Origin of the sequence: Brevibacterium sp. K11IcPPYGO002 (assembly GCF_050920635.1) — a bacterium.
Taxonomy (GTDB): Bacteria; Actinomycetota; Actinomycetes; order Actinomycetales; family Brevibacteriaceae; genus Brevibacterium.
This window is the reverse complement of sequence record NZ_CP131929.1, coordinates 2077094-2101641: the sequence shown is the minus strand read 5'-3', so window position 1 is coordinate 2101641 and position 24548 is coordinate 2077094. Positions and strand designations below refer to the sequence as shown.

Genomic DNA, 24548 nt, shown 5'->3' with positions numbered 1-24548 from the left:
TCGAAAGCGAGCGAACGCCGATGGACCGCAGCACCCTAGCCCTTGCTCTTGAAGTCGGACGGATCACCGGCGAGGTCGCCACCCCCAGGGAGAACAACCTCTCGCACATCCACCGGTTCCTCGACCAGGAGCGGCAGTTCGACTTCGGTGTCGAACTCACCCGCGAATGGGACTATGACTCGGTGTTCGCGCTCATGGTCGAGCGCTGCGGCCTGCGGCTCGATCCCCAGTTCGTCGAAGGCGTGGACACGATCTCCACCGACGCCTGCATCATCGCTCTGGAGAAGCTCGCCGAGGCTGTCGGTGAGGTCACACGGTCAGGAGGTCGGATCCTCTTCGCCACCGGGCACCCGGCGGGCCTGCTGCCCGTCCATATGGCGATTGCCGACGCGGCGAAGGACGCGGGCGCGGTCATCGACGTCCGTGACCACTTCATTCCGGTCCCGGAGATCGGTGGCGACGTCCGCCAGATCAACAATGTGTGGACTTGGCACCAGCATGGCGGCAGCCCGCACACGCACCTGGCCGAACCGATGCATGCGCTGCTCGATGATTTCGCCGCCCGCGGCGGCATCGCCCCAGACCTCGTCGTTGCCGACCACGGGTGGGCCGGAGCCGCGTCGAGCAGGGGATTGCGGACCATCGGCTACGCCGACTGCAACGATCCGGCGCTCTTCGTCGCCGAGGCGCAGGGTCAGATCGAAGCGACCATCCCGCTCGACGACGACGTCGTCCCGAACCTCTACGCCCCACTCATCGACTACGTCATCGAGCGTGCGGGACTGAGCTGACCGACGGCGCTCGGCAGACGGGGAGCATCGGACCGACAGGCGGTGCTGGACCGACTGTCGATGCCGGACCGAGCGACTCGGTCAGCCGATCTCGGTGGCCAGGTCCTCGATCACCTCGGCGCCGGGCAGAGACGAGAGTGCGGAACCGGAGAGAATCAGCTTGGAACCGCGGATGCCGGAACCGATGATGAGCTCCTCGGCCGCGGCGACGCGGGAATCGATGAGCACTCGGTAGTTCTCCGGCAGGCCGATCGGCCCGATGCCGCCGTACTCCATCCCGGATTCGTCCACGGCCCGCTCGAGCGGAAGGAACGAGGCCTTGCGGACGTCGAGGAGCTTCTTGACCCGCTTGTTGACATCGGCGCGGGTGTTCGCGAGCACCATGCACGCGGCGATGCGCTCCTCACCGCCCCGTGAACCGGCGACGAGGACGCAGTTCGCCGAGGTGGCCGGGGGCAGATCCGTGGCATCGAGGAGAGCCGCGGTGTCTGCGATCTGGGGATCGATGGCGAAGACGTCGACCTCGCCGGAGACCGTCGGCAGGGCGGCGGCCGTCGATTCGGCCATGAGCTCCGGAGCAGTGGCGGCGGGCTGGAGAGTGAACTGAGCGGAGAGGCGCTGTTTCGTGGTCATGGCCACAGTTTAGGAGATCCGTGTCGAATCGCTTTGTCCGGGCCCATCAGTTAGAATCGATTGTCGCTCCGTGTCCGGTTCCTACGGTTCGGAGCGTGTCCAGCAGACGAATTCGGGCACTGGCAGATGAGTTCAACTCATATCAGGCGCCTGAAAGAATTCAGCAGAGGTAAGAAAATGAAGAAGGACATCCACCCGGAATACGCACCGATCGTGTTCAACGATCTGGCTTCCGGCACCAAGTTCCTCACCCGCTCCACCGCTAAGAGCGACAAGACCATCGAGTGGGAAGACGGCAACACCTACCCCGTGATCGACGTCGAGATCTCGTCCGCTTCGCACCCGTTCTACACGGGCAAGCAGCGCATCCTCGACTCCGCCGGCCGCGTGGAGAAGTTCAAGGACCGCTACAAGGGCTTCGGCAAGCGCTGATCTCGGGAGTTTCCAACTGCTTCATACAGATTGCCCCGCACACCGAATCGGTGTGCGGGGCAATCTGCTGTCTGCAGGTCGACTGACTCTGATGCGACGTCCCGACTGTGACTGGGTGCGTCCTCGCGGGGACGCAACCGAAGCACCGGTGATCAGTCGACGGTGACTGAGACCTCGGAGGAGGGGCTCACCCGTGCCGCCGGGTGGTAGAGCGAGGCGACTCCGGTGGCATTGTCGAGGCAGTTCGCGATTCCGTGTGCGACCTTCTCCTTGGCGGAGACGACGGCGTCCTTGATGTCCAGACCGGTGGCGATGCCCGCCGCGATCGAGGAGGCGAACGAGCAGCCTGCCCCGTTGACGAGCTTGTCATTGACCTTGCGCGAGCGCAGAGTCGTCACGGTCTCACCGTCGAAGAGGATGTCGATGGCATCGTCCCCGGCGAGGCGCGCCCCGCCCTTGACGACGACGTTCTTCGCACCCTGCCCATGGATGATCTTCGCTGCCTCGATCATGCCCTCGACGGAGTCGATGGGGTCGACCCCGGCCAGAGTGGCGGCCTCTTCGAGATTCGGGGTGACGACGGTGGCCACGGGCACGAGGTTCTCGACGAAGAGATCCTTGAGATCGACCATGGTGCCTGCGCCCTTGCATACGAGCACAGGATCGAAGACGTACGGCAGATCATTGGTCTTGAGCTCTTCGGCGAGGACCAGTGCCGAGTCGACGGAGCCGAGCATTCCGGACTTGATGGCGGTGAATTCGTGCACAGCCAGCGTCGATTCGAGCTGGCGGTTGACGACCTCGGGTTCGATGAACTCGAGGACGTGGGCGAATCCGTCATTGGGATCGAAAGTGACGATGCAGGTGACAACGGCAGTGCCGAAGGCACCGTATTCGTCGAACATCTTCAGATCGGCTTCGAGTCCGGCTCCTCCGGAGACATCGGATCCGGCGACGGTGAGCACCTTTGCGGTCATAGTGGTCCTTTCAGGTAAAGCGTTCGCGAAGAATTCTACGCGGGTTCAGGCGCCCGTGTAGCCGTGCTGGCGCCAGGCTTCGTAGATGGCGATGGATGCCGAATTCGCCAGGTTGAGCGAACGGCGTGCCGGCAGCATCGGGATCCGCACCGTCATATCGACATGGTCGTCGGTGACGACCTCGTCGGGCAGTCCCGTCGACTCGCGTCCGAAGAGGAGGACGTCTCCGTCTTGGTACTCCACCTCGGCGAAGGAATTGTCCGTATGCGTGCTGAACGCGATCACCCGACGCTCACCGAGGTGGCTCCAGAGCACGTCGATCGATGGATGGACGGTGACATGGGCGAGGTCGTGATAGTCGAGACCGGCTCGGCGCAGCTTCGCGTCGGAGAGGTCGAAGCCGAGGGGCTCGACGAGATGGAGATGGGCTCCGGTGACCGCGGCGAGCCGGATGGCATTTCCGGTGTTGCCGGGGATCTCGGGAGTGTGGAAGACGATGTCGATATTCATATCCCTCTCATCTTCTCACCTCTTTCCAGGGAAGGACCTCATCGGCTGTCCCGGCGGACGAGGAGGTAGCCCTGCCTGGTCGCCTCCGGGAAGCGGCCGGCCCGGTCGGGTTCTCGTTCGAGACGGGCGGCAGGGGTGAAACCATGCGGTTCGAGGGCGGTGAGAACGTCATCGATCGAACGGCGGTGGAAGTCGAGGTCGACGTCGAAGCCGGCGAGATCGGAGAAGTGATCGACCCGGTCGCCGAGCTGAAACGCCAGCTGGAACCAGCCTCCCGGACGCAGGACACGGGCCGCCTCGGCGAAGGCGAGGGCAAGCGCATCCCCGGGGACGTGGATGGTCGAGTACCAGGCGACGAGACCGGAGAAGGACACATCAGCATAGGGCAGAGCGGTCATCGACCCGACGTCGAACTGATGGGTCGGATAGAGGCCCTTCGCGAGTTCGATCATGGCAGGGGAGAGGTCGAGTCCGCGCGGTTCCAGCCCAAGGGCGCCGAGGAACGTAGTGATGCGACCGGGCCCGCAGCCTATATCGAGGACCTCCGCTGAGCCGGTGCCGAGGACGAGCTCGGAGAACGCCCCGAGCACGGCTCGGTCATGAGGTTTCGCAGTGAGCTCGTCGGCGACCCAGTCCGTGTAGGTTCGGGCGATCGCATCATAGGAATCACGCGTGGCCGCTTCGCGGGTGCGGGCTTCGTCAGTCATGACCGTCACCCTACCCGTCGGCGCTGACACGGCAGGCAAGAGCCAGTTCGGCAGTCTTCGGGACACATGTGGTTAGGCTTGGTCACCTGCAGAAACGAAACTCAATCGAATCTCAGCGGTGATTCATTTCTGAAGATTGCCTTCGCTCGAATTCTCGTGTCAGTGCCGAGCCCTAGAGTGGAGGCACGGTTGGTGGTCATGGGGATCGCCGGACCGGAGGGCCGACGGGCCGCGGGAGGGGAGCACCATGAGAGACGATGAGCCGATTGCAGCGGAGGCGGCCGACCTCGCAGGGCTGAGTGTCGATCCGAAGGACTATGGAGGGGCTGACGCCGATGTGGACCCCAGCACCCTCACCTGTGAGCAGATCGTGACGGATATCCGGCGCAACATCTCATGCATCTCCTTCTGCCACGCTCGCGTCATCACCCTCATCGACGAGGTCGAGAGGCGGGGACTGTGGGCGGAATGGGTCGGTGTGAAGACCCTGACCGAGTGGGTGATGCATGTGGCGTCGGTGAGCATGCACACGGCTCGCGAGTATGTGCGCGTGATGAGGGCGCTGCGGGAGATGCCGAAGGTGAAGAAGAGTCTGGCGGGCGGTGATGTCAGCTTCTCAAAGGTGAGGGAAGTGACCCGACTGGGGGAGCGGATCGGCGACGATGAGGCGCTGCGTCTGGCCACCCTTGCCACCGGCAGCCAGATCAGCCGGATCTCGCAGAACTACCAGCAGCTGGCCGACAAGATCGACAACGGCCCGTTCCCGCTGTACCTGGCTGAGGACAGTGTGAACATGCGTCAGGTGGCACCCGGTCGGACCCGGATCACGATCGAACTCGAGGAAGACGATGCCGCAGAGATCGCCGCGATGCTCGACGCCGCCCGCCAGGTTCTCGAGCGTCCCGTCCATGACGGTGGTTCCGATGAGGAGGGGGCTGCGGGCGAAGGCGGCACAGTGGACGAGGCTCCTTATGAGCCGGTCTCCCAGGTCATGTGCCTGATGGAGATCATCCACGCCTTCCCCCGTGCCGAACCCGCGGGTTCGATCGACGCCGATCGTGCCCGACTGCTCGTCCATGCCTCCGCCGAGGTGATCACTCGCAGCGGAGCCACGGTGGAAGCCGCGCCCGCGTTCAAGCCACCTCTGCTCAGTATCCCCGCAAGACCAGCGGCCGACGCAGGCGTCCCCGCGGGGACGAAAGGCGAATCGGACGGTCCGGCGGAAGAGGGGATTGGGTCAGACCGTGCGGGAGGAGCCGAGGGAAGCGTCCCCGCGGGGACGTCGGGCGGACGGGCGGATACGACCTGCCGGATCGAAGGGTTCGGCGGCATCACCGCGGCGACGGCGGAGCGCCTGAGCTGTGAGGCGCTGATCAGCGGGGCGATCAAGGATGCCGGAGGCGACGTCCTCATGCTCGGGCGCTCGAAGCGTCTGGTGAGCAGACGACAGCGAATGGCGCTGAGTGTGCGTGATGTCTGCTGCCAATTCCCCGGCTGCCGAGCCCGCAGGCGATGCGATGCCCACCATATCCGCCCCTGGTCGCAGGGTGGGAGGACCGATATGGACAATCTCATCCTGCTCTGTCGCCGACATCACACCGTGGTGCACAAATACCAGCTGCGCATCGAACGCACCGGAGCGGACTTCGCCGGAGCGATGCGCGGTCCCGCTGCCTTTGCCTTCTACATGCCCGACGGTTCCCAGCTGCTTCCTCTGGAAAGTCGGGTGAGGGGGCGGATGATGTTCAATACCGCGGTTCGCGTCGCCGAGGTCAAGAAGATCACGAAAGCGGCCGATCCCGGCACCGTCGGCGGCGGTTACGGCTTTGACCTCGGCCTCTGTATCGCATGGATGTTCGAAGCCGAATGGCGACACGCCCGGGAGGGCAGAGCTGTTGTCTGAATCTTGCCAATTTAGAACACCAGTTCGATAATGGATGTCATGTCAGCAGCACCGGTCATCGAACAGCTCAGTCGGGAGACGGGGGTCTCCACGGCTGCGGCGCTGTTCGATAAGATCCCACCCCATCCGGTGGATCCTGTGCTCTCTCCGCTGTTCCGGCGCGGCGGTCTGCCGCGCGGCGAACTCGTCACCGTCACCGGTGAGCTGTCGCTGAGCTGCGGCCTGGCGGCGATCGCTGCGGCGACCCGGGAGCAGAAGTGGTGCGCCGGCATCGGGCTCGGCGAACCGGCCGTGTCCTCGATCGCCGACCTCGGCGTCGACCTCGACCATTTCGTCAACCTCGCGACCCCCGGCGAGGACTGGCTGCGAGTGGCTTCGATCCTCATCGAATCCTTCGACATCATCCTCGTCGACCCCGGCTTCGCCCCGAGCGCTTCGGAACGGGCCCGACTCCTGGCGAAGATCCGCGAACGACGGATGAGCCTCATCAGCCTCCGTCCCGTGTCCGGCAGCACAGAGCAGATCGAGATCACCGACACCCGCTGGTCGGGTGCCGAACACGGCCGCGGACGCCTGCAGTCCTGCCTCGTACGTGCCCGGTCGCAGACGGGAAGCCACCGGTTCCTGCTGCCCGGGCCGTCGGGAACTCCCGCCAGCGTCCCCGCAGGGACGCTGGAAGTCGTGACAGGCGGCGTCCCCGCGGGGACTGCGAACGCTGCAGCCGAAGCACGCACTGTCCCGGCCACAAGCCCGGACACAGATCCGGACATGGGCACAGATCCGGGCACGGATACAGCCGACGATCCTCGGTGGTCGACGATCACACAGCTGCGGCAGGTGATCAGCCATGTCGGATGAGTCCGGCCGCACCCTCGTGCTCACCGTGCCCGACTGGCCGGCGGTGGCCGCAGCGGTCGAACACGACATCGCACCGGGCCGTCCTGTCGCGGTCCTCCATGCCGGCAAGGTCATCGCCGCCAATGCTCCGGCCCGTTCCGCCGGCATCACCGCCGGAAACAACAAACGCGCCGTGGGATACCGCTGTCCGGAAGCCCACGTCGCGGTCTGGGACGAAGAGGCGGACAACCGACATTTCAGTGCCGGGGTCGGTGCCCTCGACAACCTCGTCGCCCGGTTCACCCTGCTCAGCCCGGGAACATTGGCTCTCCCTCTTGACTCGCTCAGACACGGCTACACCGACGAAGCCGATGCCGTCGAGACACTGGTCTCGGCTCTCGTCGATGACACCGGGTGGGAGTTCTTCCCCGGAATCGCCGACACCGTCTTCGCCGCGGTCCTCGCCGCCGGGCAGGCGCGCCGGGTCGAACCCGGGCAGACCGAGGACTTCCTCTCCGCCCAGCCGATCACCACCCTGGAATACGCCGGCGCCGAGGCGACCGCGCTGATCGAGGTCTTCTGGCAGCTGGGGCTGCGCACCCTCGGTGACCTCGCCCGCCTGAAGACCACAGACGTGAACGCACGCTTCGGCGCCTTCGGTCGACATCTGCACGACCTGGCCTCCGGGCAGGCAGGAGCCCCGCTCGCCGATCATGTCCGCGGCGAACAGCTCGACGTCGAACTCGATCTCGATGCCCCGACGACCCGCAGTGACACCCTCGGCTTCCTCGCCCGCCAGCTCGGTGCCGATCTGCTGGCCAAGGTGCGCAGACAGGGGCTGGTCTGCACCCAGATCACGATCGAGCTCGATGCCGCGGCCGGCCAGTCCTCGTCCCGGACCTGGCGGATCGAGGACATGCAGGAGAACGCGATCGCCGACCGTCTGCGGTGGCAGGCCGAAGGCTGGCTGGCAGGAGTGGGCCGGGGTTCTCGTCCGGGACAGGATCCCCGCACGCCACAGCCCGACCCGCAGGAACTCGACATCGTCGACGAGCCGGCTCCCGATGCCGAGGACTTCTCCGACGACGGCATCATCGCGCTGCGTCTCATCGCAGCCGAACTGACCACCCCGATCGGTGTCACGCGCAGTCTGTTCGACGAGAACACCGGGCAGATCACCCATACGCTCGAGCGTCTGCAGGGGCTGTTCGGTCCCGATGCCGTCCTGGTTCCGGGCCTCCAGGGCGGGTGGGACCCGGCAGAGACGAACCTGTGGACCCCGTGGCAGCAGGCGGCCGTCCCCGAACGCAGCTCTGCCGCACCCTGGCCCGGGGCCCTGCACGCACCGCGTCCGACGACCGTCGAACATTCCGCCGTCGACGTGCTCGCCGCGGACGGCTCACCGGTGGAGGCGCGCCCCTCGGGGCTGGGGGCGGTGCCGGCGACGATCAGATTCCCCACCGGGCAGACCGAGGCCATCGCCGACTACTCCGGTTCCTGGCCCATCGAATCCGGGTGGTGGGATCCGAACCGAGCCGTCTACCGGACCCGGCTGCAGGTGGTCACCGATGCCGGCCGTGCCCTTCTGCTGAGCAAAGAGCACGGTCAGTGGTACCTCACCGGCCGTTACCGCTGACGGGCAACCTGCTGACCAACGACCCCAACTGAGAGGAGGAGGTCCCGATGGGATTCTCGAACCCGCGCACACCGTGGTCGAAGCTGGCGCGCCGCCTCGAAGGCAAGGACATCCCGTCCTCCCCGGCGGACAAACAGCCTGCTGGCGAGAACCCGGCAGGAAAACAGCCTGTCGACAAGCATGCCGACGGCTCCGATGCCCCGGCGTTCTCCCGCCCCGACCGCTATCAGGTCTCGGTCGGCCCCGGCGGTTCGGACGGACGCGGCCGCTATCAGGAGCCGACAGGCGCCGGCAGCGCTCAGGGGATCGGCAGCGGACCGGGACTGCTGCGTCAGAGCGGCGTGGACTGGGCGGAGCTGCATGTGCATTCCCAGTTCAGCTTCCTCGACGGAGCCTCCGACCCCGAAGAGCTCGTGGCAGCCGGTGCCGCCGCCGGGCTGAGCTCCCTGGCGCTGACCGACCACAACGGACTCTACGGAGCCGTCCGCTTCGCCCATGCCGCCGCCGAGGTGGGGCTGGACACCGTGTTCGGCTCTGAACTGTCCGTGGGGTTGGCCGAGAAGATCCCCGGCCAGACCGACCCCGATGCCACCCACCTGCTCGTCCTCGCCCGCAGCGTCGAGGGCTACCACCAGCTCTCTCAGATCATCACCGAGGCGAACCTGTGCGGTGAGAAGAACCGTCCGCTCTTCGACCTCGACGAACTCGCGGCCGAGGACGGAGACTGGATGATCCTGACCGGCTGCCGCAAGGGACCGCTGCGACGAGCGTTGGGCGACGACGACGGCGGGCTCAGCGCTCTGCGCGAACTCACCGCACTCTTCGGACCCGACCGAGTCGCCGTCGAACTCAGCCGAGACGGAACCCCGGATGACGACGAGAGGCTGCGCCACCTCGGCGATCTGGCCCAGCGGACGGGACTGCCGATCATGGCCAGCAACGCCGTCCACTTCGCCACCCGCGCCCAATGGAAGTCCGCGCAGGTGAGGGCCTCGGTGCGGTCGCGGCTCTCGCTGGATGAACTGGCCGGGTGGCTGCCGGCGACGGCGAGCGCACGCATCCACACCGGGGAGGAGATGCTCGCACGCTTCCCTCGGCAGGCTCTGGACAATGCGGTGCGGATCGGTCGGGACTGCTCCTTCGTCCTCTCCTCGGCCCGCCCCGACCTGCCGAAGGCGCCGATGCCCGATGAGACCGAAGGGGAGACGTATCTGCGCGGCCTCATCGCCGAACGCGGACGGCACCGCTACGGAACGAGAGCCGAGAACCCCCGAGCTTGGGAGCAGCTGGACCGGGAGATGGACATGATCGCGCAGCTGGGGTTCTGCGGATACTTCCTCATCGTCTTCGACATCACCGAATTCTGCCGCCATATGGGCATCTTCTGCCAAGGGCGGGGATCGGCGGCGAACTCCGCGGTCTGCTTCGTTCTGGGCATCACCGCCGTCGACGCCGTCAAACACGGACTGCTCTTCGACCGGTTCCTGTCCCCGGACCGCAAGGGGTACCCGGACATCGACATCGACATCGAATCCGGCCGCCGCGAAGAGGTCATCCAATACGTCTACGACCATTTCGGCCGCGACCGCGCCGCCCAGGTCGCCAATGTCATCACCTACCGGGCGAAATCGGCCATCCGGGACGCCGCCTTCAGCCTCGGCTACGCCCCCGGACAGCAGGACGCGTTCTCGAAGTCGAGCAACCGGTGGTCGAGCCTGCCTGATGCCGAGGACTCCCCGGTGCCCGCCCCGGTGCTCAAGGTCGCCGAGGATCTGCTCGGCTCACCGCGCCATCTGGGCATCCACTCCGGTGGGATGATCCTGGCCGACCGTGCCATCGGCGAAGTCGTACCGATCGAGAAGGCGACGATGGGCCACCGCACCGTCGTCCAATGGGACAAGGACGACTGCGCGGCCATGGACCTGGTCAAGTTCGACCTGCTCGGTCTGGGCATGCTCACCGCCCTGCACGAGATGGTCGGACTCGTCCACCGACACACCGGGGTCCTCATCGACCGAGCGGAGATCGATGACGACGACGCAGCCGTCTACGAGATGCTCTGCCGTGCCGATGCCGTCGGGGTCTTCCAGGTCGAATCCCGCGCCCAGCTGGCGACTCTGCCCCGGCTGCGGCCGGAGACGTTCTACGATCTGGCCGTGCAGGTCGCGCTCATCCGTCCCGGCCCCATCCAGGGCGGCTCCGTCCATCCCTACATCCGTCGCAGGCAGGGCTTCGATGAGGTCGAATACCTCCATCCGCTGTTGGAAAAGTCCCTGGCCAAGACCTGTGGGGTGCCGCTGTTCCAGGAGCAGCTCATGCAGATGGCCATCGACGTCGGCGGGTTCACCGGGGCCGATGCCGACCGGCTGCGGCAGGCCATGGGCTCACGCCGGTCTGAGAAGCGGATGGCCGAACTCGCGGAGAAGTTCCGGACAGGTGCCCTGGCTCGCGGGGTCGCCGAGGACACTGCCGAGGCGATCTTCGCGACCATCGCGGCCTTCGCGAACTACGGGTTCCCCGAATCGCATGCCATCAGCTTCGCGAACCTCGTCTATCAGTCTGCTTGGTTCAAATACCATCACCACGCGGCTTTCACCGCCGGACTGCTGCGCAGCCAGCCGATGGGCTTCTACTCCCCGCAGTCGCTCATCGCCGACGCCCGCCGGCACGGGGTGCCGATCCTGCCCGTCGACATCCGGTGGTCGCAGGCGGCCACAGACCTCGAACGGGTCGCCGAGGCGGGGGAAGGGGGCACCGCCTCGGCGGGGGAGCTGGGGATCCGCTTGGGACTGGACACGGTCGCCCATGTCGGCTCCTTCGCCGAGGTGATCGTGACCGAACGTGAGAACGCACCGTTCACCTCGGTGGCGGATCTGGCCGAACGCACCGGAATCGGCAAGCGGGCCATGGAATCGCTGGCCACGGCCGGAGCCCTGTCCGGATTCGACCTCGACCGACGGCAGGCGCTGTGGCTGGCCGGGGGAGTCGCCGGTGCTCATCCGGGACTGCTGCCGGGAACGGCGAGCGTGGACTCGGCCCCGACCCTGCCGACCATGGACGCCTTCGATGTGACCTTGGCCGAACTCTTCTCCACCGGGATCACCGTCGACGGCTACCCCACACAGATGATGCGCGAGACGCTGAGCGCCCGCGGATACTCATCGACTGCGGATGCGGCGCGTGCGGCGGACGGAACCCGGATGACGGTGGCCGCGATCGTCACTCATCGGCAGCGCCCGGCGACCGCCTCGGGCATCACCTTCATCAACCTCGAAGACGAATTCGGGATGCTCAATGTGGTGGCCACGGCGGGGCTGATGAAACGCTTCCGTACGGTTGCGACCTCCCGCAACGCCCTCGTCGTCACCGGGCTCATCCAGCGCGGGGGAGACGTGGTCAGCCTCTACGCGCACAAACTCATCCCCCTCGAGGTGCAGCTGCCGACGAAGGCGCGTAACTTCCGCTGATCGTCGGCGCTGCACATGTGACAGCTGCACGACACGGTGTGACGAAACATGACACATGATGACGCCAACATGACACACAGGCGGGTGCAAGCCGGCGAAGTCGATGACAGTAGACACATCACATCGACCGGCAACACCGCCACCGCACTCACACAGGAGAGTCACCATGACCCAGGCATTCGAAACCCGCCAGATCCATGCCGGACAGGTACCCGACCCGGTCACCGGTTCCCGCGCCCTGCCGATCCATCAGACGACTTCGTTCGTGTTCAACGATGTCGACCACGCCGCAGCACGCTTTGCGCTGACCGACGTCGGCCCCGTCTACAGCCGCCTGACGAACCCGACGAACGAGGTCGTCGAGAACCGCATCGCCGATCTCGAGGGCGGCGTCCACGCCGTCCTCACCGCCTCGGGCCAGTCTGCGGCCTTCCTCGCGATCACGAACGTCGCCGGAGCCGGTGACCACATCGTGGCCAGCTCCAGCCTCTACGGCGGAACCGTCAACCTCTTCGACGTCACCCTGCGCAAGCTCGGCATCGAGACCACCTTCGTCGACGTCGACGACCACGAGGCGTGGAAGAACGCGATCCAAGACAACACGAAGCTCCTCTTCGGTGAGGTCGTGTCGAACCCGCGCTCGGACATCCTCGACATCGAGGCGATCGCCGGAATCGCTCACGATGCCGGTGTGCCGCTCTTCGTCGACAACACCCTCGCCAGCCCCTACCTCGTGCGTCCGATCGAACACGGTGCCGACGTCGTCCTCCATTCCGCCACGAAGTACCTCGGCGGCCACGGCAACTCCGTCGCCGGAGTCCTCGTCGACAGCGGCAACTTCGACTACGGCGCAGCGCCGGAGAAGTTCCCCGGCTTCAACGAACCCGACGCTTCCTACAACGGACTCGTCTTCGCCCGCGACCTCGGTGCCGAGGGAGCCTTCGGCGTCAACGTGTCCTTCGGCCTCAAGGCCCGCGTGCAGGGACTGCGCGACCTCGGGCCCTCGCTCAGCCCCACGAACGCATTCCTGCTGGCCCAGGGCATCGAGACTCTGAGCCTGCGCATCGAACGCCACGTGGAGAACGCGAACAAGGTCGCCGCCTACCTCGAGGCCCACAGCCAGGTCGACCGCGTCGCCTACGCCGGACTCGAGTCGAGCCCCTGGAACGGTCTGGCGAAGAAATACCTGCCGAACGGCGTGGGTTCGGTGCTCGCCTTCGACATCGCCGGCGGCTACGACGCGGCGGTGGCCTTCGTCGACGCCCTCGAACTGCACTCGCTGGTGGCGAACATCGGCGACGTCCGCTCGCTCGTCATCCACCCGGCCTCGACCACGCACGCGCAGCTCGACGAGGAAGCCCAGAAGGCCGCCGGAGTCAACCCGGCCCTGGTGCGCCTGTCCGTGGGCATCGAAGGCATCGACGACATCATCGGCGACCTCGACAAGGGCTTCGCGGCGGCTGCGGCGAAGGCGCAGACCGCGGCCTGAGATGACCACCCAGAGCACTTCCGTCGAGCGGATCCTGGGCTTCGGCACGGACTCCGGGCATACGTTCGGCACGGTCGAGATCGCCTATGAGACCTTCGGCACTCTCAACGCCGACCGGTCCAATGCGATCCTCATCGAGCATGCTCTGACCGGCGACACCCGCGTCACCGAATGGTGGGCGGGTGTCGTCGGACCCGGGGAGGCCGTCGACACCGACAAGTACTTCGTGGTGTGTGCGAACTCCCTGGGAGGCTGCTCGGGAACGACCGGGCCGCAGTCGTCCTATGATGACGGCCTGGCCTACGGATCCCGATTCCCTCGGGTGACGATCCGCGACATGGCACGCCTGGAGCACAATCTCGCCCAGATCCTCGGCATCGACTCCTGGGTCGCCGTCATCGGCGGATCGATGGGAGGTGCGCGAGCGCTCGAGTTCGCTCTGTTGGACAGTCGGAAGGTCCGCAAATGCGCGGTCATCGCCGCACCGGCCTTCTGCGAAGCCGATCAGATCGCCTGGGCGATGATGCAGGAACGCGCGATCGAACTCGACGCCGACTACTATTCCGGAGACTATTCGGCCGTCGGCAGCTTCCCCAGTCATGGCCTCGGCTTGGCTCGGCAGATCGCGCACCTGACGTATCGCAACGATGTCGACCTCAATGAACGCTTCTCTCGTCGGATGCGTTCGGAGGACTACTACGAGGTGACCTCGTACCTGGACCACCAGGCCAAGAAGCTCACCGCTCGGTTCGACCCGCACAGCTACATCGTGCTCACGCGAGCCCTGCGCGACCATGATGTGCGACGCGGCCGCTCCTCCGACCTCACGGTCGCACTGGCCGATGCCTGCACCGACAACCTCGTGGTCTCCGTGTCCTCGGATCGGCTGTTCCCGCCGGAACAGGTGGGCATCCTCGCCGAGGCGCTGCCCGGAAGAGTCCGACACCACATCGTCGACTCCCCGGTCGGCCACGACGGGTTCCTCACCGAGACCGAGAAGATCTCCGCGGTCCTCGCCGACTTCCTCGCCGACTGAGGCCGACTCGCCGACTGAGGCCGACTCGCCGGCTGAGGCCGAGGGGAACGTCAGACGATCTCAGGCGTCAGACAGGACCACTGACAGCCCGCAGGCACCGTTCACCCCAAGCACCAGAAGACCCCCGCAGACCGTTCGCTGCGGGGGTCTTCTGGTGTGCCCGGATCACGGAACCGCGGTCACCGTGCGGCGGCCTTCGCCTTCTTCTTCGCGGCCTTGCGCAGCTGCTTCTCGTCGACCGGGAAGTCCTGACGGGCACGCGCCCGACGGTAGTAGTCGGCGGCCTCGGCCTGACGCTCGGCTTCGACACCGGAGGCGATGGTGGCCCGACGGTGGACATCCGAGTAGCCGAATGCCTCGACGAGGTCGAGGGCGTTGGCCGCGAGCTTCTGGCACAGACGGTTCAGCGTCTCGTTGATCTGGCGTGCGCGCGACATCGGCAGGCGACCGTACATGAGGTGCCAGGCCATATGCTTCTCGATCAGTCCGAGACCGTAGGTGTCACGCAGACGACGGAAGGCCTTGGCCTGATCGGCGTCGGTCTGCTCCCTCATCTTCTCGTCGAGTGCCTTCCACTTCTCGAGCTCGACATAGGCGCGTGCCATCTCGATGAGCTCGTGCTGGTGGACGTTGAACAGATCGGCCGCCTGCGCGGCCGGCATCTTCGTCGCCGGACGCAGTGCCTGGGCCACTCCGGAGACCATGACCTCCAGACGCGTCTCGAGCAGGGTCCGCTGCAAGCGTCCCGACCGGATCCGTTTGTCACCGAGGTTCGGGGTCAGCGCGTCCGAGATCGCCCGTCCGGCATTGGCCAGACCGGTGCGGTAGAGCGTGTGCTCGGCGGCCTGGGTGCCGATGAACCGGGCGGCACCACCGACGTCGAGATTCGCGAACTCCTTGGCATAGTCACCGAGGAGGCGCTTGGCCACGAGCTGCAGCAGCACCGTGTTGTCGCCTTCGAAGGTGACGTAGACGTCGAGGTCGGCGCGCAGTCCCACGAGGCGGTTCTCCGCCATGAAACCGGCACCGCCGCAGGCTTCACGGCATTCCTGGATGACGTCGAGCGCCATCCAGGTCGAGTCGGCCTTGAACGCTGCTGCCCGGGTCTCGAGCAGAGCCCGGTTCTCCTCGGAGTCGTCGGCTCCGGCGAAGACCTCCTCGAAGGAGGTCAGCAGCTTCTCGTGTGCGAACGCTGAGGCGTAGACGGCGGCGAGGGCAGGCATGAGGCGACGCTGATGCTGGCCGTAGTCGAGCAGGGTTGTCTCGGCGAAGTCGTCGCCGGCCGTGAACTGCTTGCGTTCGAGTCCGTAGCGCACGGCGATGTCGAGGGCGAGCTTCGAGGCGACCACGGAGGCGCCGTCGAGCGAGACGCGGCCCTGGACCAGGGTGCCGAGCATCGTGAAGAAACGGCGTCCCGGTGATTCGATGGGGGAGGAGTATGTGCCGTCGGCGGTGACATGTCCATAGCGGTTGAGCAGATTGGTGCGCGGGATCCGCACCGAGTCGAAGGCGAGGCGACCATTGTCGACGCCCTTGAGCCCGCCCTTGTAGCCGTCGTCTTCGATCGAGACTCCCGGCATCGGCTCACCGGACTCGTCGCGGACGGGCACGAAGAAGGCATGCACCCCGTGCTTGACTCCCTTGGTGATCAGCTGTGCGAAGAGAACGGCGGCCCTGGCATCGCGGGCGGCGTTGCCGATGTATTCCTTCGTTGCGGCCCGGAAGGGAGTCTCGATGACGAACTCTTCGGTCGCCTCGTCGTAGGTGGCGGTGGTCGCCACGTTGGCGACATCGGAGCCGTGTCCGATCTCCGTCATCGCGAACGAACCCAGCAGGCGTCCGGACTGAGCGTCGAGCAGCCACTTGTGATGCTGCTCCTGATCGCCGAGGTGGAGGATCGCTCCGCCGAATAGCCCGAACTGGACGCCTGCCTTGATCTGCAGGCTCGGGTTGGCGGTGACGGTCTCTTCGAACCCGGCGACGTTCGTGGCGTGTTCGTTCTTTCCGCCCATCTCCGGTGACAGCCCGGTCATCGGCAGTCCGGTCTCGGCCATCATCATGACCCCGTCGAGGGTCTTCGCCCGTGCGGTGTCGAGATCATCGGCCGGATCGTCGTGGGTCGACGGTTCTTCGGCCAGGGTTCGCCCGCGTCGGCGAGCGTCTGCCCACTGTCCGTCGAGGACGGTGTTGATGGCTTTCGGATCAAGAGACAGCTTCATTGTTCTACTCCTCGTTGTTCGGGCAGGGTTGCCCAGAGCCAATGGGTGATGGTGGTGGCGAATTCCTCGGGCCGGTCCGGTCGGGACAGCCAGGACTCGGTGGCGGCGCGGACGAATCCGATCGCTCCGGCCGACCACAGCCGAGCCTGGTCCCCGCTCAGGCCGAGGCGTTCGGCCAGCTGCCCGGCAATGGAATTGAAGAAACCGCCGGTCTCCTCGGGCGCGAACCGGTTGACTGCGGTGTCGCAGAAGCGATACACGTTCGGGGAATTCGCGGCGAGCGTGACGAATGCGCGGATCATCGCGGCCAAGGACTCCTTCGCCGCTGGTGAGCCCTCGCCCTTCGCCGAGGTGGCCGCGGCCTCATCGAGAGACCGGATGATGACGCCCATCGCCCATTCGCCCATGGCCGCCTGGAGACCCGCTCGATCGGTGAAATAGCGGTAGAGGACCGACTTCGACGTCCCGGTCGCGTCCGAGATCTGCTCCATCGACATGCCGTCGCCGTGCTCGTCGACGACGAGCCGCACGGAGCGCAGAAGTTCCCGACGACGCTCGTCGCGATGCTTCTGCCATCTCGTCGAGCGGCCGTCTGTGATCGATTTCATGTAACCGACAGTATCAGGTACTGTCGGTATCAGCTAAATCAACCACCCGGAGGTGCACATGTCCGCTCCCAACAACCGCGCCGTCATCCTCGGCGGCAACCGAATTCCCTTCGCCCGCTCGAACAAGCAGTACTCGAAGGCCACGAACCTCGATATGCTCACCTCGGCCATCGACGGGCTCGTCGCCCGCTTCGGACTGGCCGGAGAGAACATCGGCGAAGTCGCCGGAGGTGCAGTCCTCAAGCACTCGAAGGACTTCAACCTCACCCGGGAAGCCGTGCTCGGCTCCGCCCTCGCACCGACGACCCCCGCCTTCGATCTCGGTCAAGCCTGCGCCACGGGGCTCGAAGCCGTGGTCAGCCTCAACAACAAGATCAATGCCGGGCAGATCGAATCCGGAATCGCCTCGGGTGTGGATTCGACATCCGACGCTCCGATCGTCATCAACGATTCGATGCGCGAGATCCTCCTCGAGCTCACCCGTGCGAAGACGATGGTGCAGAAGGCGAAGATCGCTTCCCAGATTCGCCCCGCCTACCTCGCGCCGCAGGCTCCGAGCACGGGTGAACCGCGTACGGGCTTGAGCATGGGCGAGCACCAGGCGATCACCACCGCGGCCTGGGGCATCAGCCGACAGGCTCAGGACGAACTGGCCGTGGCTTCCCATAAGAACCTCGCCGCGGCATGGGATTCGGGCTTCTTCGATGACCTCACCACCCCGTACCTCGGGGTCAGCCGCGATACGAACATGCGTGCCGACTCGACCGTGGAAGCGCTGGCGAAGCTCAACCCCGTCTTCGGCAGGAAACTTGCCGCCGAGGCGACCATGACCGCCGGCAACTCGACTCCGCTGACCGACGGCGCATCCTCGGTGCTGCTGGGCAGTGAGGACTGGGCCGCCGAACACGGCTTCACCCCGCTGGCGCGCCTCGTCGATGCCGAAGCCGCCGCCGTCGATTTCGTCGACGGTGACGAAGGGCTGCTCATGGCCCCCGCCTACGCCGTCCCGCGGCTGCTGGCCCGCAACGGCCTGACCTTCGACGACTTCGATGTCTTCGAGATCCACGAGGCCTTCGCCTCCACTGTGCTCTCGCACCTGGCCGCCTGGGAGTCCGAAGAGTTCTGCAAGGACAAGGCCGGACTCGATGCGGCACTGGGCACCATCGACCGCGACAAGCTCAACCCCCTGGGGTCGAGCCTGGCCGCCGGCCACCCCTTCGCCGCCACCGGCGGACGGATTATCGCCAGCACCGCCAAGCACCTGAAGACCACCGGCAAGAAGCGCTCCCTGGTCTCGATCTGCGCCGCAGGCGGACAGGGACTCACCGCGATCGTGGAGGCAGCATGAAAGACACCTATCTCTCCCTCGTCAACGGACCGCTGAAGCAAATGGCCAAATCCCTCGGTCTGCCGCAGCCGGTCGAACTCAACCGCTTCGGCTCCACCCCGGCGTCGTATGAGAACAAGCCGGTCCTCGTCCTCGGCACCGGCCCGGGTGCTCAGGGCTTGGCCGATCAGCTGCTGGAGAACGGACTCGAGGTCCGCCGCAACGCTCAGACGGGTGAGAAGCTGCGGGCCGTCATCGCCGTCCTCGACGATGCACAGTCCCCGGCCGACCTGTCACCGGTCGTCCTCGAGATCGGTGCCGCCCTGCGCTCCCTTGCCGTCTGTGGTCGAGTGATCACCATTTCGACGGCACCGGATGCCCGAAACCAGACACCGGAGCAGGCCGCCACCACTCAGGGCATCACCGGCTTCACCCGGTCGGTCGCCCACGAGATGCGCGCCGGCGCCACCGCCAACGGGATCCTGCTCGACGGCGTCGACCTCACCGCACCCTCGGTGACGGCGGCTCTGTGGTTCCTGCTCTCCGGCAAGTCTGCCTATGTCTCCGGCCAGTTCCTCACGGTGTCCTCGGACGCCGGCCCGCGGCTGAGCCTGGACGAGTTCATGTCCACCGGTGAGGCCGGCCCGCTGGCCGGACGCACAGCCGTGGTCACCGGTGCCGCACGCGGGATCGGAGCCGCGATCGCCGAGAACCTCGCCCGCGACGGCGCCTACGTCATCGGCGTGGACATGCCGCAGGCGGGGCAGGCGCTGGCGCAGGTGATGAACCGGATCGGCGGCAAGTCGCTGCAGCTCGACATCACCGCAGCAGACGCCCCGGACAAGATCGTCGAGGCGCTCGGAGCACCCGTGGACATCCTCGTCCACAACGCCGGCATCACTCGAGACAAGATGCTGGCGAACATGGACGCGGCCAAGTGGGATTCGGTCATCGCCGTCAACATCGCCGCGCAGACGATGATCAATTCTCATCTCGCGGAGAAGGGACTCTTCGCCGACGGCGCCCAGGTCGTCTCCCTGGCCTCGACCTCGGGAATCGCGGGCAACCGCGGTCAGACGAACTATGCGACCTCGAAGGCCGGAGTCATCGGGCTCACTGCCGCCTCGGCGGAGGACTTCGCCGCCCGCGGGGGAGCGATCAACGCGGTGGCACCCGGATTCATCGAAACGGATATGACCGCGAAGATGCCCACCCTCACACGGCAGGTCGCACGCCGGCTCTCGAGCCTGCAGCAGGGCGGGCAGCCGGTCGACGTCGCCGAAGCCATCGGCTTCCTCGCCTCCAGCGGCGCCCGCGGCATCAACGGTCAGACGTTGCGTGTCTGCGGTCAGAACATGGTGGGTGCATGATGGCGGATTCGATGCTTCCCATCTATGCCCGTGCCCTGCTCAAGACCCTGCCGGTGGGCCCGCGCACCGGTCCGGAGCTGCCGGAGCATGCGATCGATCGCAGCATTCCGCTCGAACCGGTCGCCTATGCGGGATTCGCCCACGTCGTCGGTCATGGCCTGGACGACATCGTCCACCCCGGCTATCTGCACATCCTCGGCTTCCCGCTGAGCATGCAGCTGCTGGCCGACCCCGAGGTGCCGCTGCCGATGATGGGGATGGTCCACATCCACAATCGCGTCGACATGCATTCGCAGGCCCGCCTCGGCGAGGTTGTCGACTTCCACCTCGAACTCGCCGGTCCGTTCGAGCACACGAAGGGCACGACGATCGAGGTTCGGCTCGAGGCGAAGGTCGACGGACGTCCCGTGATGGACGAGGTGTCCACGTATCTGGCGAAGGGGCGCAAGCTCTCCGGAGCCAAGCCGAAGTCACAGGTTCCGCACCTCGAGTTCACCGCACCGCAGCCCAGCGCGGTGTGGCGTCTGGACCCGATCATCGGCCAGCGCTATGCGAAGGTCTCCGGTGACTACAACCCGATCCACCTCAACGGTCTGGCCGCGAAGGGATTCGGGTTCCCGAAGCAGATCGCGCACGGGATGTACAGCGCCTCCCGGGCGTTCGCGGCGATGGATCCCCGGCTCGAGTCCTACCGCTGGGATGTGTCCTTCGCGAAGCCGATACTGCTGCCCGGCACGGTCGGCTATGCGCTGACCGAGGGACGTCGCCACGAGGCTGCGCAGTCGGCCGTCTTCGATCTGAAGAACGGCAAACCCCACGTCCTATCGCAGGTGGCACACCTCGACTGATGGCCTGATAAGTGCAGTGCGTCACAAAAGCCGATTTCGATTTTGCGACACCGTTTCGCGCATGTAGAGTTATCTCTGTTGCCAGCGCGAGTGGCGGAATTGGTAGACGCGCTAGCTTGAGGTGCTAGTGCCCAACTTATCGGGCGTGGGGGTTCAAGTCCCCCTTCGCGCACAACGAGGAGATGGCCTCCGGATTTCGGTCCGGAGGCCATTTTCGCATTTAGCCGTCGGAGTCGTCTGCGGCACAGGGGCATCCGGCTTCCGCGGGTCGAAAGTGCATACGCCCTGATCGAGATCACCCCGCATGAATTTCGAACCCGCGGGTACGGGGTGCAGGCCGAAATGTGTGTGCTGGCCGATCCGCTGGTTCACACCGTGTGGCCGGTCAGGAACGCCCGCCGGTGGGATACGGTGGTGATTGTCAGACCGATCACAGCACCGCCGCGTGATCGAACCACCACCGAGGGGAGCCCCCGTGTTTGATTTCAGAGCCGCAGAGGACGAAGTCGTCGAACTGTGCCGTCAGCTCATCCGCATCGACACCCAGAACTGGGGCGGGAACACAGCGAACCCGGAGCTGCCTGCGGCCGAACTCATCGCATCCTGGCTCGCCGAGGTGGACCTGAAATCCGAAATCGTCGAATCGTCGCCGGGAAGGGCCAACCTCGTCGCCCGTGTGAAGGGCTCCGACCCGGAGGCTCCGGCACTCGTCGTCCACGGCCACACGGACGTCGTTCCGGCCGCGGCCGAGGACTGGAGCGTCGACCCCTTCGAGGGCGTCATCAAGGACGGGCTTCTGTGGGGCCGCGGCGCGGTGGACATGAAGGACATGGACGCGATGATCGTCGCCTCCGTCCGTGGCATGCTCGCCCAAGGACTCACCCCTCGTCGGGACCTCGTGATCGCCTTCTTCGCCGACGAGGAGGCCGGAGGCAATTACGGCGCCCGCCATATGGTGCGCAACCGTCCCGAGCTGTTCTCCGGAGCCACCGAGGCGATCTCGGAGGTCGGAGGCTACTCCGTGGATGTCCGCGGGCAGCGCGTCTACCTCATCCAGACCGCCGAGAAGGGCTTGGCCTGGCTCAACCTCATCGCCCACGGCACAGCCGGACACGGGTCCCAGCGCAATGACGACAACCCGGTCACGCGTCTTGCTGCAGCCATCACCCGCATCGGCAACCACCCGTGGCCCCAGGAGATCCCGCTGGCCACGCGGAAGCTGCTCGAAGGCGTCTCCGAACTCACGGGAATCGAATTCACGGCAGAGACGATCCCGCAGCTGCTCGCCGAACTCGGTTCGGTCGAGAAGTTCGTGGCACCGACCCTGCAGAACACCTCCAATCCGTCGTTCCTCGACGCCGGTTACAAACACAACGTCATCCCCGGCACCGCGACCGCTTATGTCGACTGCCGCACTCTGCCGGGTCAGCATGAGGACGTCATGCTCACAATCAAGGAACTCGCGGGAGAGGGCATCGACATCTCCGCCGAGGATGAGGGCGAGGCCCTCGAGTCGCCGTTCGACACCCCGCTGGTCGCGCAGATGCGCAAGAGCCTCCTCGCCGATGATCCGAGCGCGAACGTCCTGCCCTACACTCTCTCCGGGGGCACGGACAACAAGTCGATGGCTGAACTCGGCATCACCGGCTACGGTTTCGCCCCGCTCCAACTCACCGGCGACCTCGACTTTCCGGCTATGTTCCACGGCGTCGACGAGAGAGTGCCGATCTCGGCGCTCAAGTTCGGGACGCGGGTCCTCGGCGACTTTCTGATGAAGGCCTGAGCGCTGATGAGAGTCTGACCGCTGATGACGGTCCGACCGGCACCGGCAGCACGGTCACAACGATCCCGACGAGCACTCCGACGGCGCTGAGCACCGTGATCAGCGTGACATCGGAGCCGGGAATCGGCAGCAGCGCATCGAGTGCCAGTGCCCCGACCAAGTTCCCGAAGAGCGCGAACAGGCTGAGCAGCAGCACGCCCAGCCTCGCCACGGTCACCGTGGTCAGAGCGATGAAGACCACCCCGAAGGCTCCGCCGAGGAGGGTCCACCACTGATCCGGTGCGGTCGGGAATCCGCGCCAGGCAACGCCGGTCATGAGCAGGACGACCGTGCCGATGCCGAGTGCTGCGAAACCGACGGTGAAGTTCACCGTGGTCGCGACCACCGCCGATTCGGTGGCGGCACGGATATGGCCGTTGAACGCCTGCTGCACACTGGTCAGTGCCCCGGAGACGAACGGAAGCAGGGGAGTCCACAGAGGTATACCCGACTGCAGGCGGTCACCGGCGGCGAAGGTCAGAGACGCGAGCACGATGAGCACGCCGAGGATGCGCAGCACATTCAGACGCTGTCGCCCTCCCGGCGGCAGTTCGGTGGAATCGACGATGAGTCCGCCGGTTACCTGACCGGAGACGAAGGCCATCGTGAACATGGCCACTCCCAGCAGGGGAATGGTCGTGGCCTGCGCGATGACGACGAGCCCGCCGCTCAAGCCCCCGAAGAGCATCCACCAGGGAAGACTGCGGTCACGCAGCAGTCCGAAGAGCCGGCGGGCGGAGGCTCGAGAGCGGGCCGAGACCGCCAAGGCGATGCCGACGCAGAGGAGTCCGACGAGGAATGAGATGAGTGCGGCGAAGACGGCGTGGCCGAGCACCTGACCGAGCAGCCCGTTCGCCCGACCCTGCAGGGACATCGCCGCCCCCGCTGCGATCGTGACGAGGCCGGCGGTGAGGACCGGGACGAGGGAGGGAGACCTCAACCGATCAGCTGCTGACCGCCAGCGGCATGATCTTGCGGCGCAGCCACACGGTGCGGACTCCGCCGACGGAGATGCGGGTGCGGGCGAGCTCCCACTGTCCGTATTCCGCCTGGTCGTTGAGTTCCTGCAGGCTGACCGACCGCGGCACATCCCGGGAGAACGAGACTTTCCGGAACTCGTAGGTCATACGTGGACGCTGACGTTTCATAGCCTCACCCTAGACGATCTGGGCTAATCTTGACGGTATGCCCGTCATCGTTCTGCTGCGGCACGGTCTCTCCAGCGCCAACGTCTCCGGAATCCTGGCCGGACGCGCGCCCGGCGTGTCCCTCACCGATGAGGGAACACGGGCGCTGCGGGCCAACCTCGAGCTGCTGCCGCACCGGCATTTCGCCCAGCTTCTGCATTCGCCCCTGCAGCGCTGCGAACAGACCGCGACCATCGCGGCGGAGGCAGCCCGATTCGAGCGCATCGACGTCGCCGATGCCGTCATCGAACTCGACTACGGCGAGTGGACGGGCCGATCGCTCACAGAGCTTGGGGAGGAGCCCCTGTGGGCGACCGTGGTGAAGACGGCGTCGCAGGCCAGGTTCCCCGGAGGGGAATCCATCACCGAGGCGGCCGAGCGCTCGACTGCCCGCGTCCGTGACCTCGTGGCTCAGCTGCGCGAACAGGAGCGTGCCGATGCGGAACTCGAGTCCGCCGCGGATTCCGGAACCGACGCGGGGAAGTCGGCGCCGCCTCGGTGGGCGATGATCGTCTCCCACGGAGACATCATCAAGGCGATCATCGCCGATGCGCTGGGAATGCCGCTGGACGATTTCCAACGGCTGAGCGTCGCTCCCGGGTCGTTCACGGTCATCGACTTCTCCGGTGACAAGCCGGTGCTCGCCGCGATGTCGGTGACAGCCGCCGGACTCGCCCAGTCGGCCGCGGTCGGCGGCGGCGGAATGCGCTGATCCCGGCACTCGTGGGCGAATGCCGGGATCAGGGTCT

Annotated in this window: 21 protein-coding genes and 1 tRNA gene; 14 read left to right on the top strand and 8 right to left on the bottom strand. The window is 66.1% G+C overall.

Annotated features, from left to right (window positions below; all coding sequences use genetic code 11):
- Positions 1-20: 20 nt before the first annotated feature.
- The gene (locus QYM46_RS09595; RefSeq protein ID WP_432788775.1) at positions 21-791 is read left to right on the top strand and encodes a phosphatase; all 771 of its coding nucleotides are present in this window, start codon (positions 21-23) and stop codon (positions 789-791) included.
- Positions 792-872: 81 nt separating this feature from the next.
- Here the strand turns inward: QYM46_RS09595 and QYM46_RS09590 are convergent, their stop codons facing one another.
- Positions 873-1424, bottom strand: a complete 552-nt coding sequence (locus QYM46_RS09590) for a YbaK/EbsC family protein (protein ID WP_432788774.1) — start codon at positions 1422-1424, stop codon at positions 873-875.
- Between the two features lie 177 nt (positions 1425-1601).
- On the opposite strand from QYM46_RS09590, the gene QYM46_RS09585 reads away from it, so the two are divergent.
- The gene (locus tag QYM46_RS09585; RefSeq protein ID WP_009375892.1) at positions 1602-1856 is read left to right on the top strand and encodes a type B 50S ribosomal protein L31; all 255 of its coding nucleotides are present in this window, start codon (positions 1602-1604) and stop codon (positions 1854-1856) included.
- A gap of 152 nt (positions 1857-2008) precedes the next feature.
- Here QYM46_RS09585 and QYM46_RS09580 read toward each other — a convergent pair whose 3' ends face one another.
- Genes QYM46_RS09580 through QYM46_RS09570 form a run of 3 tightly spaced genes read right to left on the bottom strand, consistent with a single transcriptional unit; the run spans position 2009 to position 4050 of the window.
- Positions 2009-2833, bottom strand: coding sequence for a PfkB family carbohydrate kinase (locus QYM46_RS09580; RefSeq protein WP_432788772.1), 825 nt, complete (start codon positions 2831-2833; stop codon positions 2009-2011).
- 45 nt (positions 2834-2878) lie between these two features.
- Positions 2879-3343 carry a tRNA (cytidine(34)-2'-O)-methyltransferase gene (locus QYM46_RS09575; RefSeq protein WP_169252298.1) on the bottom strand — a complete coding sequence of 155 codons (465 nt, stop codon included), beginning with the start codon at positions 3341-3343 and terminating at the stop codon, positions 2879-2881.
- Positions 3344-3381: 38 nt separating this feature from the next.
- Positions 3382-4050 (bottom strand): class I SAM-dependent DNA methyltransferase, encoded by a 669-nt coding sequence (locus QYM46_RS09570; protein ID WP_169252297.1) that lies wholly within the window; start codon positions 4048-4050, stop codon positions 3382-3384.
- Between the two features lie 247 nt (positions 4051-4297).
- Between QYM46_RS09570 and QYM46_RS09565 the strand changes: the two genes are divergently transcribed.
- The 6 genes from QYM46_RS09565 (at position 4298) to metX (ending at position 14418) form a co-directional block, all read left to right on the top strand.
- The gene (locus tag QYM46_RS09565; protein ID WP_432788770.1) at positions 4298-5953 is read left to right on the top strand and encodes a DUF222 domain-containing protein; all 1656 of its coding nucleotides are present in this window, start codon (positions 4298-4300) and stop codon (positions 5951-5953) included.
- Positions 5954-5992: 39 nt separating this feature from the next.
- Complete coding sequence (locus tag QYM46_RS09560) at positions 5993-6811, top strand: DNA recombination/repair protein RecA (protein WP_248278866.1); 819 nt, start codon at positions 5993-5995, stop codon at positions 6809-6811.
- Positions 6801-8426, top strand: a complete 1626-nt coding sequence (locus QYM46_RS09555; protein WP_432788769.1) for a DNA polymerase Y family protein — start codon at positions 6801-6803, stop codon at positions 8424-8426. The genes QYM46_RS09560 and QYM46_RS09555 overlap by 11 nt, the downstream gene beginning before the upstream one ends.
- Positions 8427-8473: 47 nt before the next feature.
- A complete protein-coding gene (locus QYM46_RS09550) occupies positions 8474-11893 on the top strand; it encodes an error-prone DNA polymerase (protein ID WP_432788768.1) in 3420 nt (1139 codons plus the stop codon).
- 166 nt (positions 11894-12059) lie between these two features.
- The gene (locus QYM46_RS09545) at positions 12060-13382 is read left to right on the top strand and encodes an O-acetylhomoserine aminocarboxypropyltransferase/cysteine synthase family protein (protein ID WP_169252293.1); all 1323 of its coding nucleotides are present in this window, start codon (positions 12060-12062) and stop codon (positions 13380-13382) included.
- A gap of 1 nt (position 13383) precedes the next feature.
- Complete coding sequence (gene metX / locus QYM46_RS09540) at positions 13384-14418, top strand: homoserine O-acetyltransferase MetX (protein ID WP_432788766.1); 1035 nt, start codon at positions 13384-13386, stop codon at positions 14416-14418.
- Between the two features lie 179 nt (positions 14419-14597).
- Here the strand turns inward: metX and QYM46_RS09535 are convergent, their stop codons facing one another.
- Positions 14598-16637: an acyl-CoA dehydrogenase family protein gene (locus QYM46_RS09535; protein WP_432788765.1), complete on the bottom strand. Its 2040-nt coding sequence runs from the start codon at positions 16635-16637 to the stop codon at positions 14598-14600.
- Positions 16634-17245, bottom strand: coding sequence for a TetR/AcrR family transcriptional regulator (locus tag QYM46_RS09530; RefSeq protein WP_169252290.1), 612 nt, complete (start codon positions 17243-17245; stop codon positions 16634-16636). The genes QYM46_RS09535 and QYM46_RS09530 overlap by 4 nt, the downstream gene beginning before the upstream one ends.
- Before the next feature lie 58 nt (positions 17246-17303).
- Between QYM46_RS09530 and QYM46_RS09525 the strand changes: the two genes are divergently transcribed.
- The 5 genes from QYM46_RS09525 to QYM46_RS09505 all read left to right on the top strand — a co-directional run bounded on the left by QYM46_RS09525 (position 17304) and on the right by QYM46_RS09505 (position 22573).
- Positions 17304-18593, top strand: coding sequence for an acetyl-CoA C-acetyltransferase (locus QYM46_RS09525; protein ID WP_169252289.1), 1290 nt, complete (start codon positions 17304-17306; stop codon positions 18591-18593).
- The gene (locus QYM46_RS09520) at positions 18590-19942 is read left to right on the top strand and encodes a 3-oxoacyl-ACP reductase (protein ID WP_432788763.1); all 1353 of its coding nucleotides are present in this window, start codon (positions 18590-18592) and stop codon (positions 19940-19942) included. Before QYM46_RS09525 ends, QYM46_RS09520 begins: the two co-directional genes overlap by 4 nt.
- The gene (locus QYM46_RS09515) at positions 19939-20790 is read left to right on the top strand and encodes a MaoC/PaaZ C-terminal domain-containing protein (protein ID WP_169252287.1); all 852 of its coding nucleotides are present in this window, start codon (positions 19939-19941) and stop codon (positions 20788-20790) included. Before QYM46_RS09520 ends, QYM46_RS09515 begins: the two co-directional genes overlap by 4 nt.
- An 84-nt stretch (positions 20791-20874) precedes the next feature.
- A tRNA-Leu gene (locus QYM46_RS09510) sits at positions 20875-20962 on the top strand.
- A 303-nt stretch (positions 20963-21265) separates the two neighbouring features.
- The gene (locus QYM46_RS09505) at positions 21266-22573 is read left to right on the top strand and encodes a M20/M25/M40 family metallo-hydrolase (protein WP_432788762.1); all 1308 of its coding nucleotides are present in this window, start codon (positions 21266-21268) and stop codon (positions 22571-22573) included.
- Here QYM46_RS09505 and QYM46_RS09500 read toward each other — a convergent pair.
- Positions 22527-23552 carry a DMT family transporter gene (locus tag QYM46_RS09500; RefSeq protein WP_432788761.1) on the bottom strand — a complete coding sequence of 342 codons (1026 nt, stop codon included), beginning with the start codon at positions 23550-23552 and terminating at the stop codon, positions 22527-22529. The genes QYM46_RS09505 and QYM46_RS09500 overlap by 47 nt on opposite strands.
- 4 nt (positions 23553-23556) lie before the next feature.
- Entirely contained in the window at positions 23557-23760 is a 204-nt protein-coding gene (locus QYM46_RS09495) for a DUF5703 family protein (RefSeq protein ID WP_025778388.1), read from the bottom strand.
- Between the two features lie 37 nt (positions 23761-23797).
- Here QYM46_RS09495 and QYM46_RS09490 point away from each other — a divergent pair, with 37 nt between their 5' ends.
- Positions 23798-24511, top strand: coding sequence for a histidine phosphatase family protein (locus tag QYM46_RS09490; RefSeq protein ID WP_432788760.1), 714 nt, complete (start codon positions 23798-23800; stop codon positions 24509-24511).
- Positions 24512-24548: the final 37 nt, after the last annotated feature.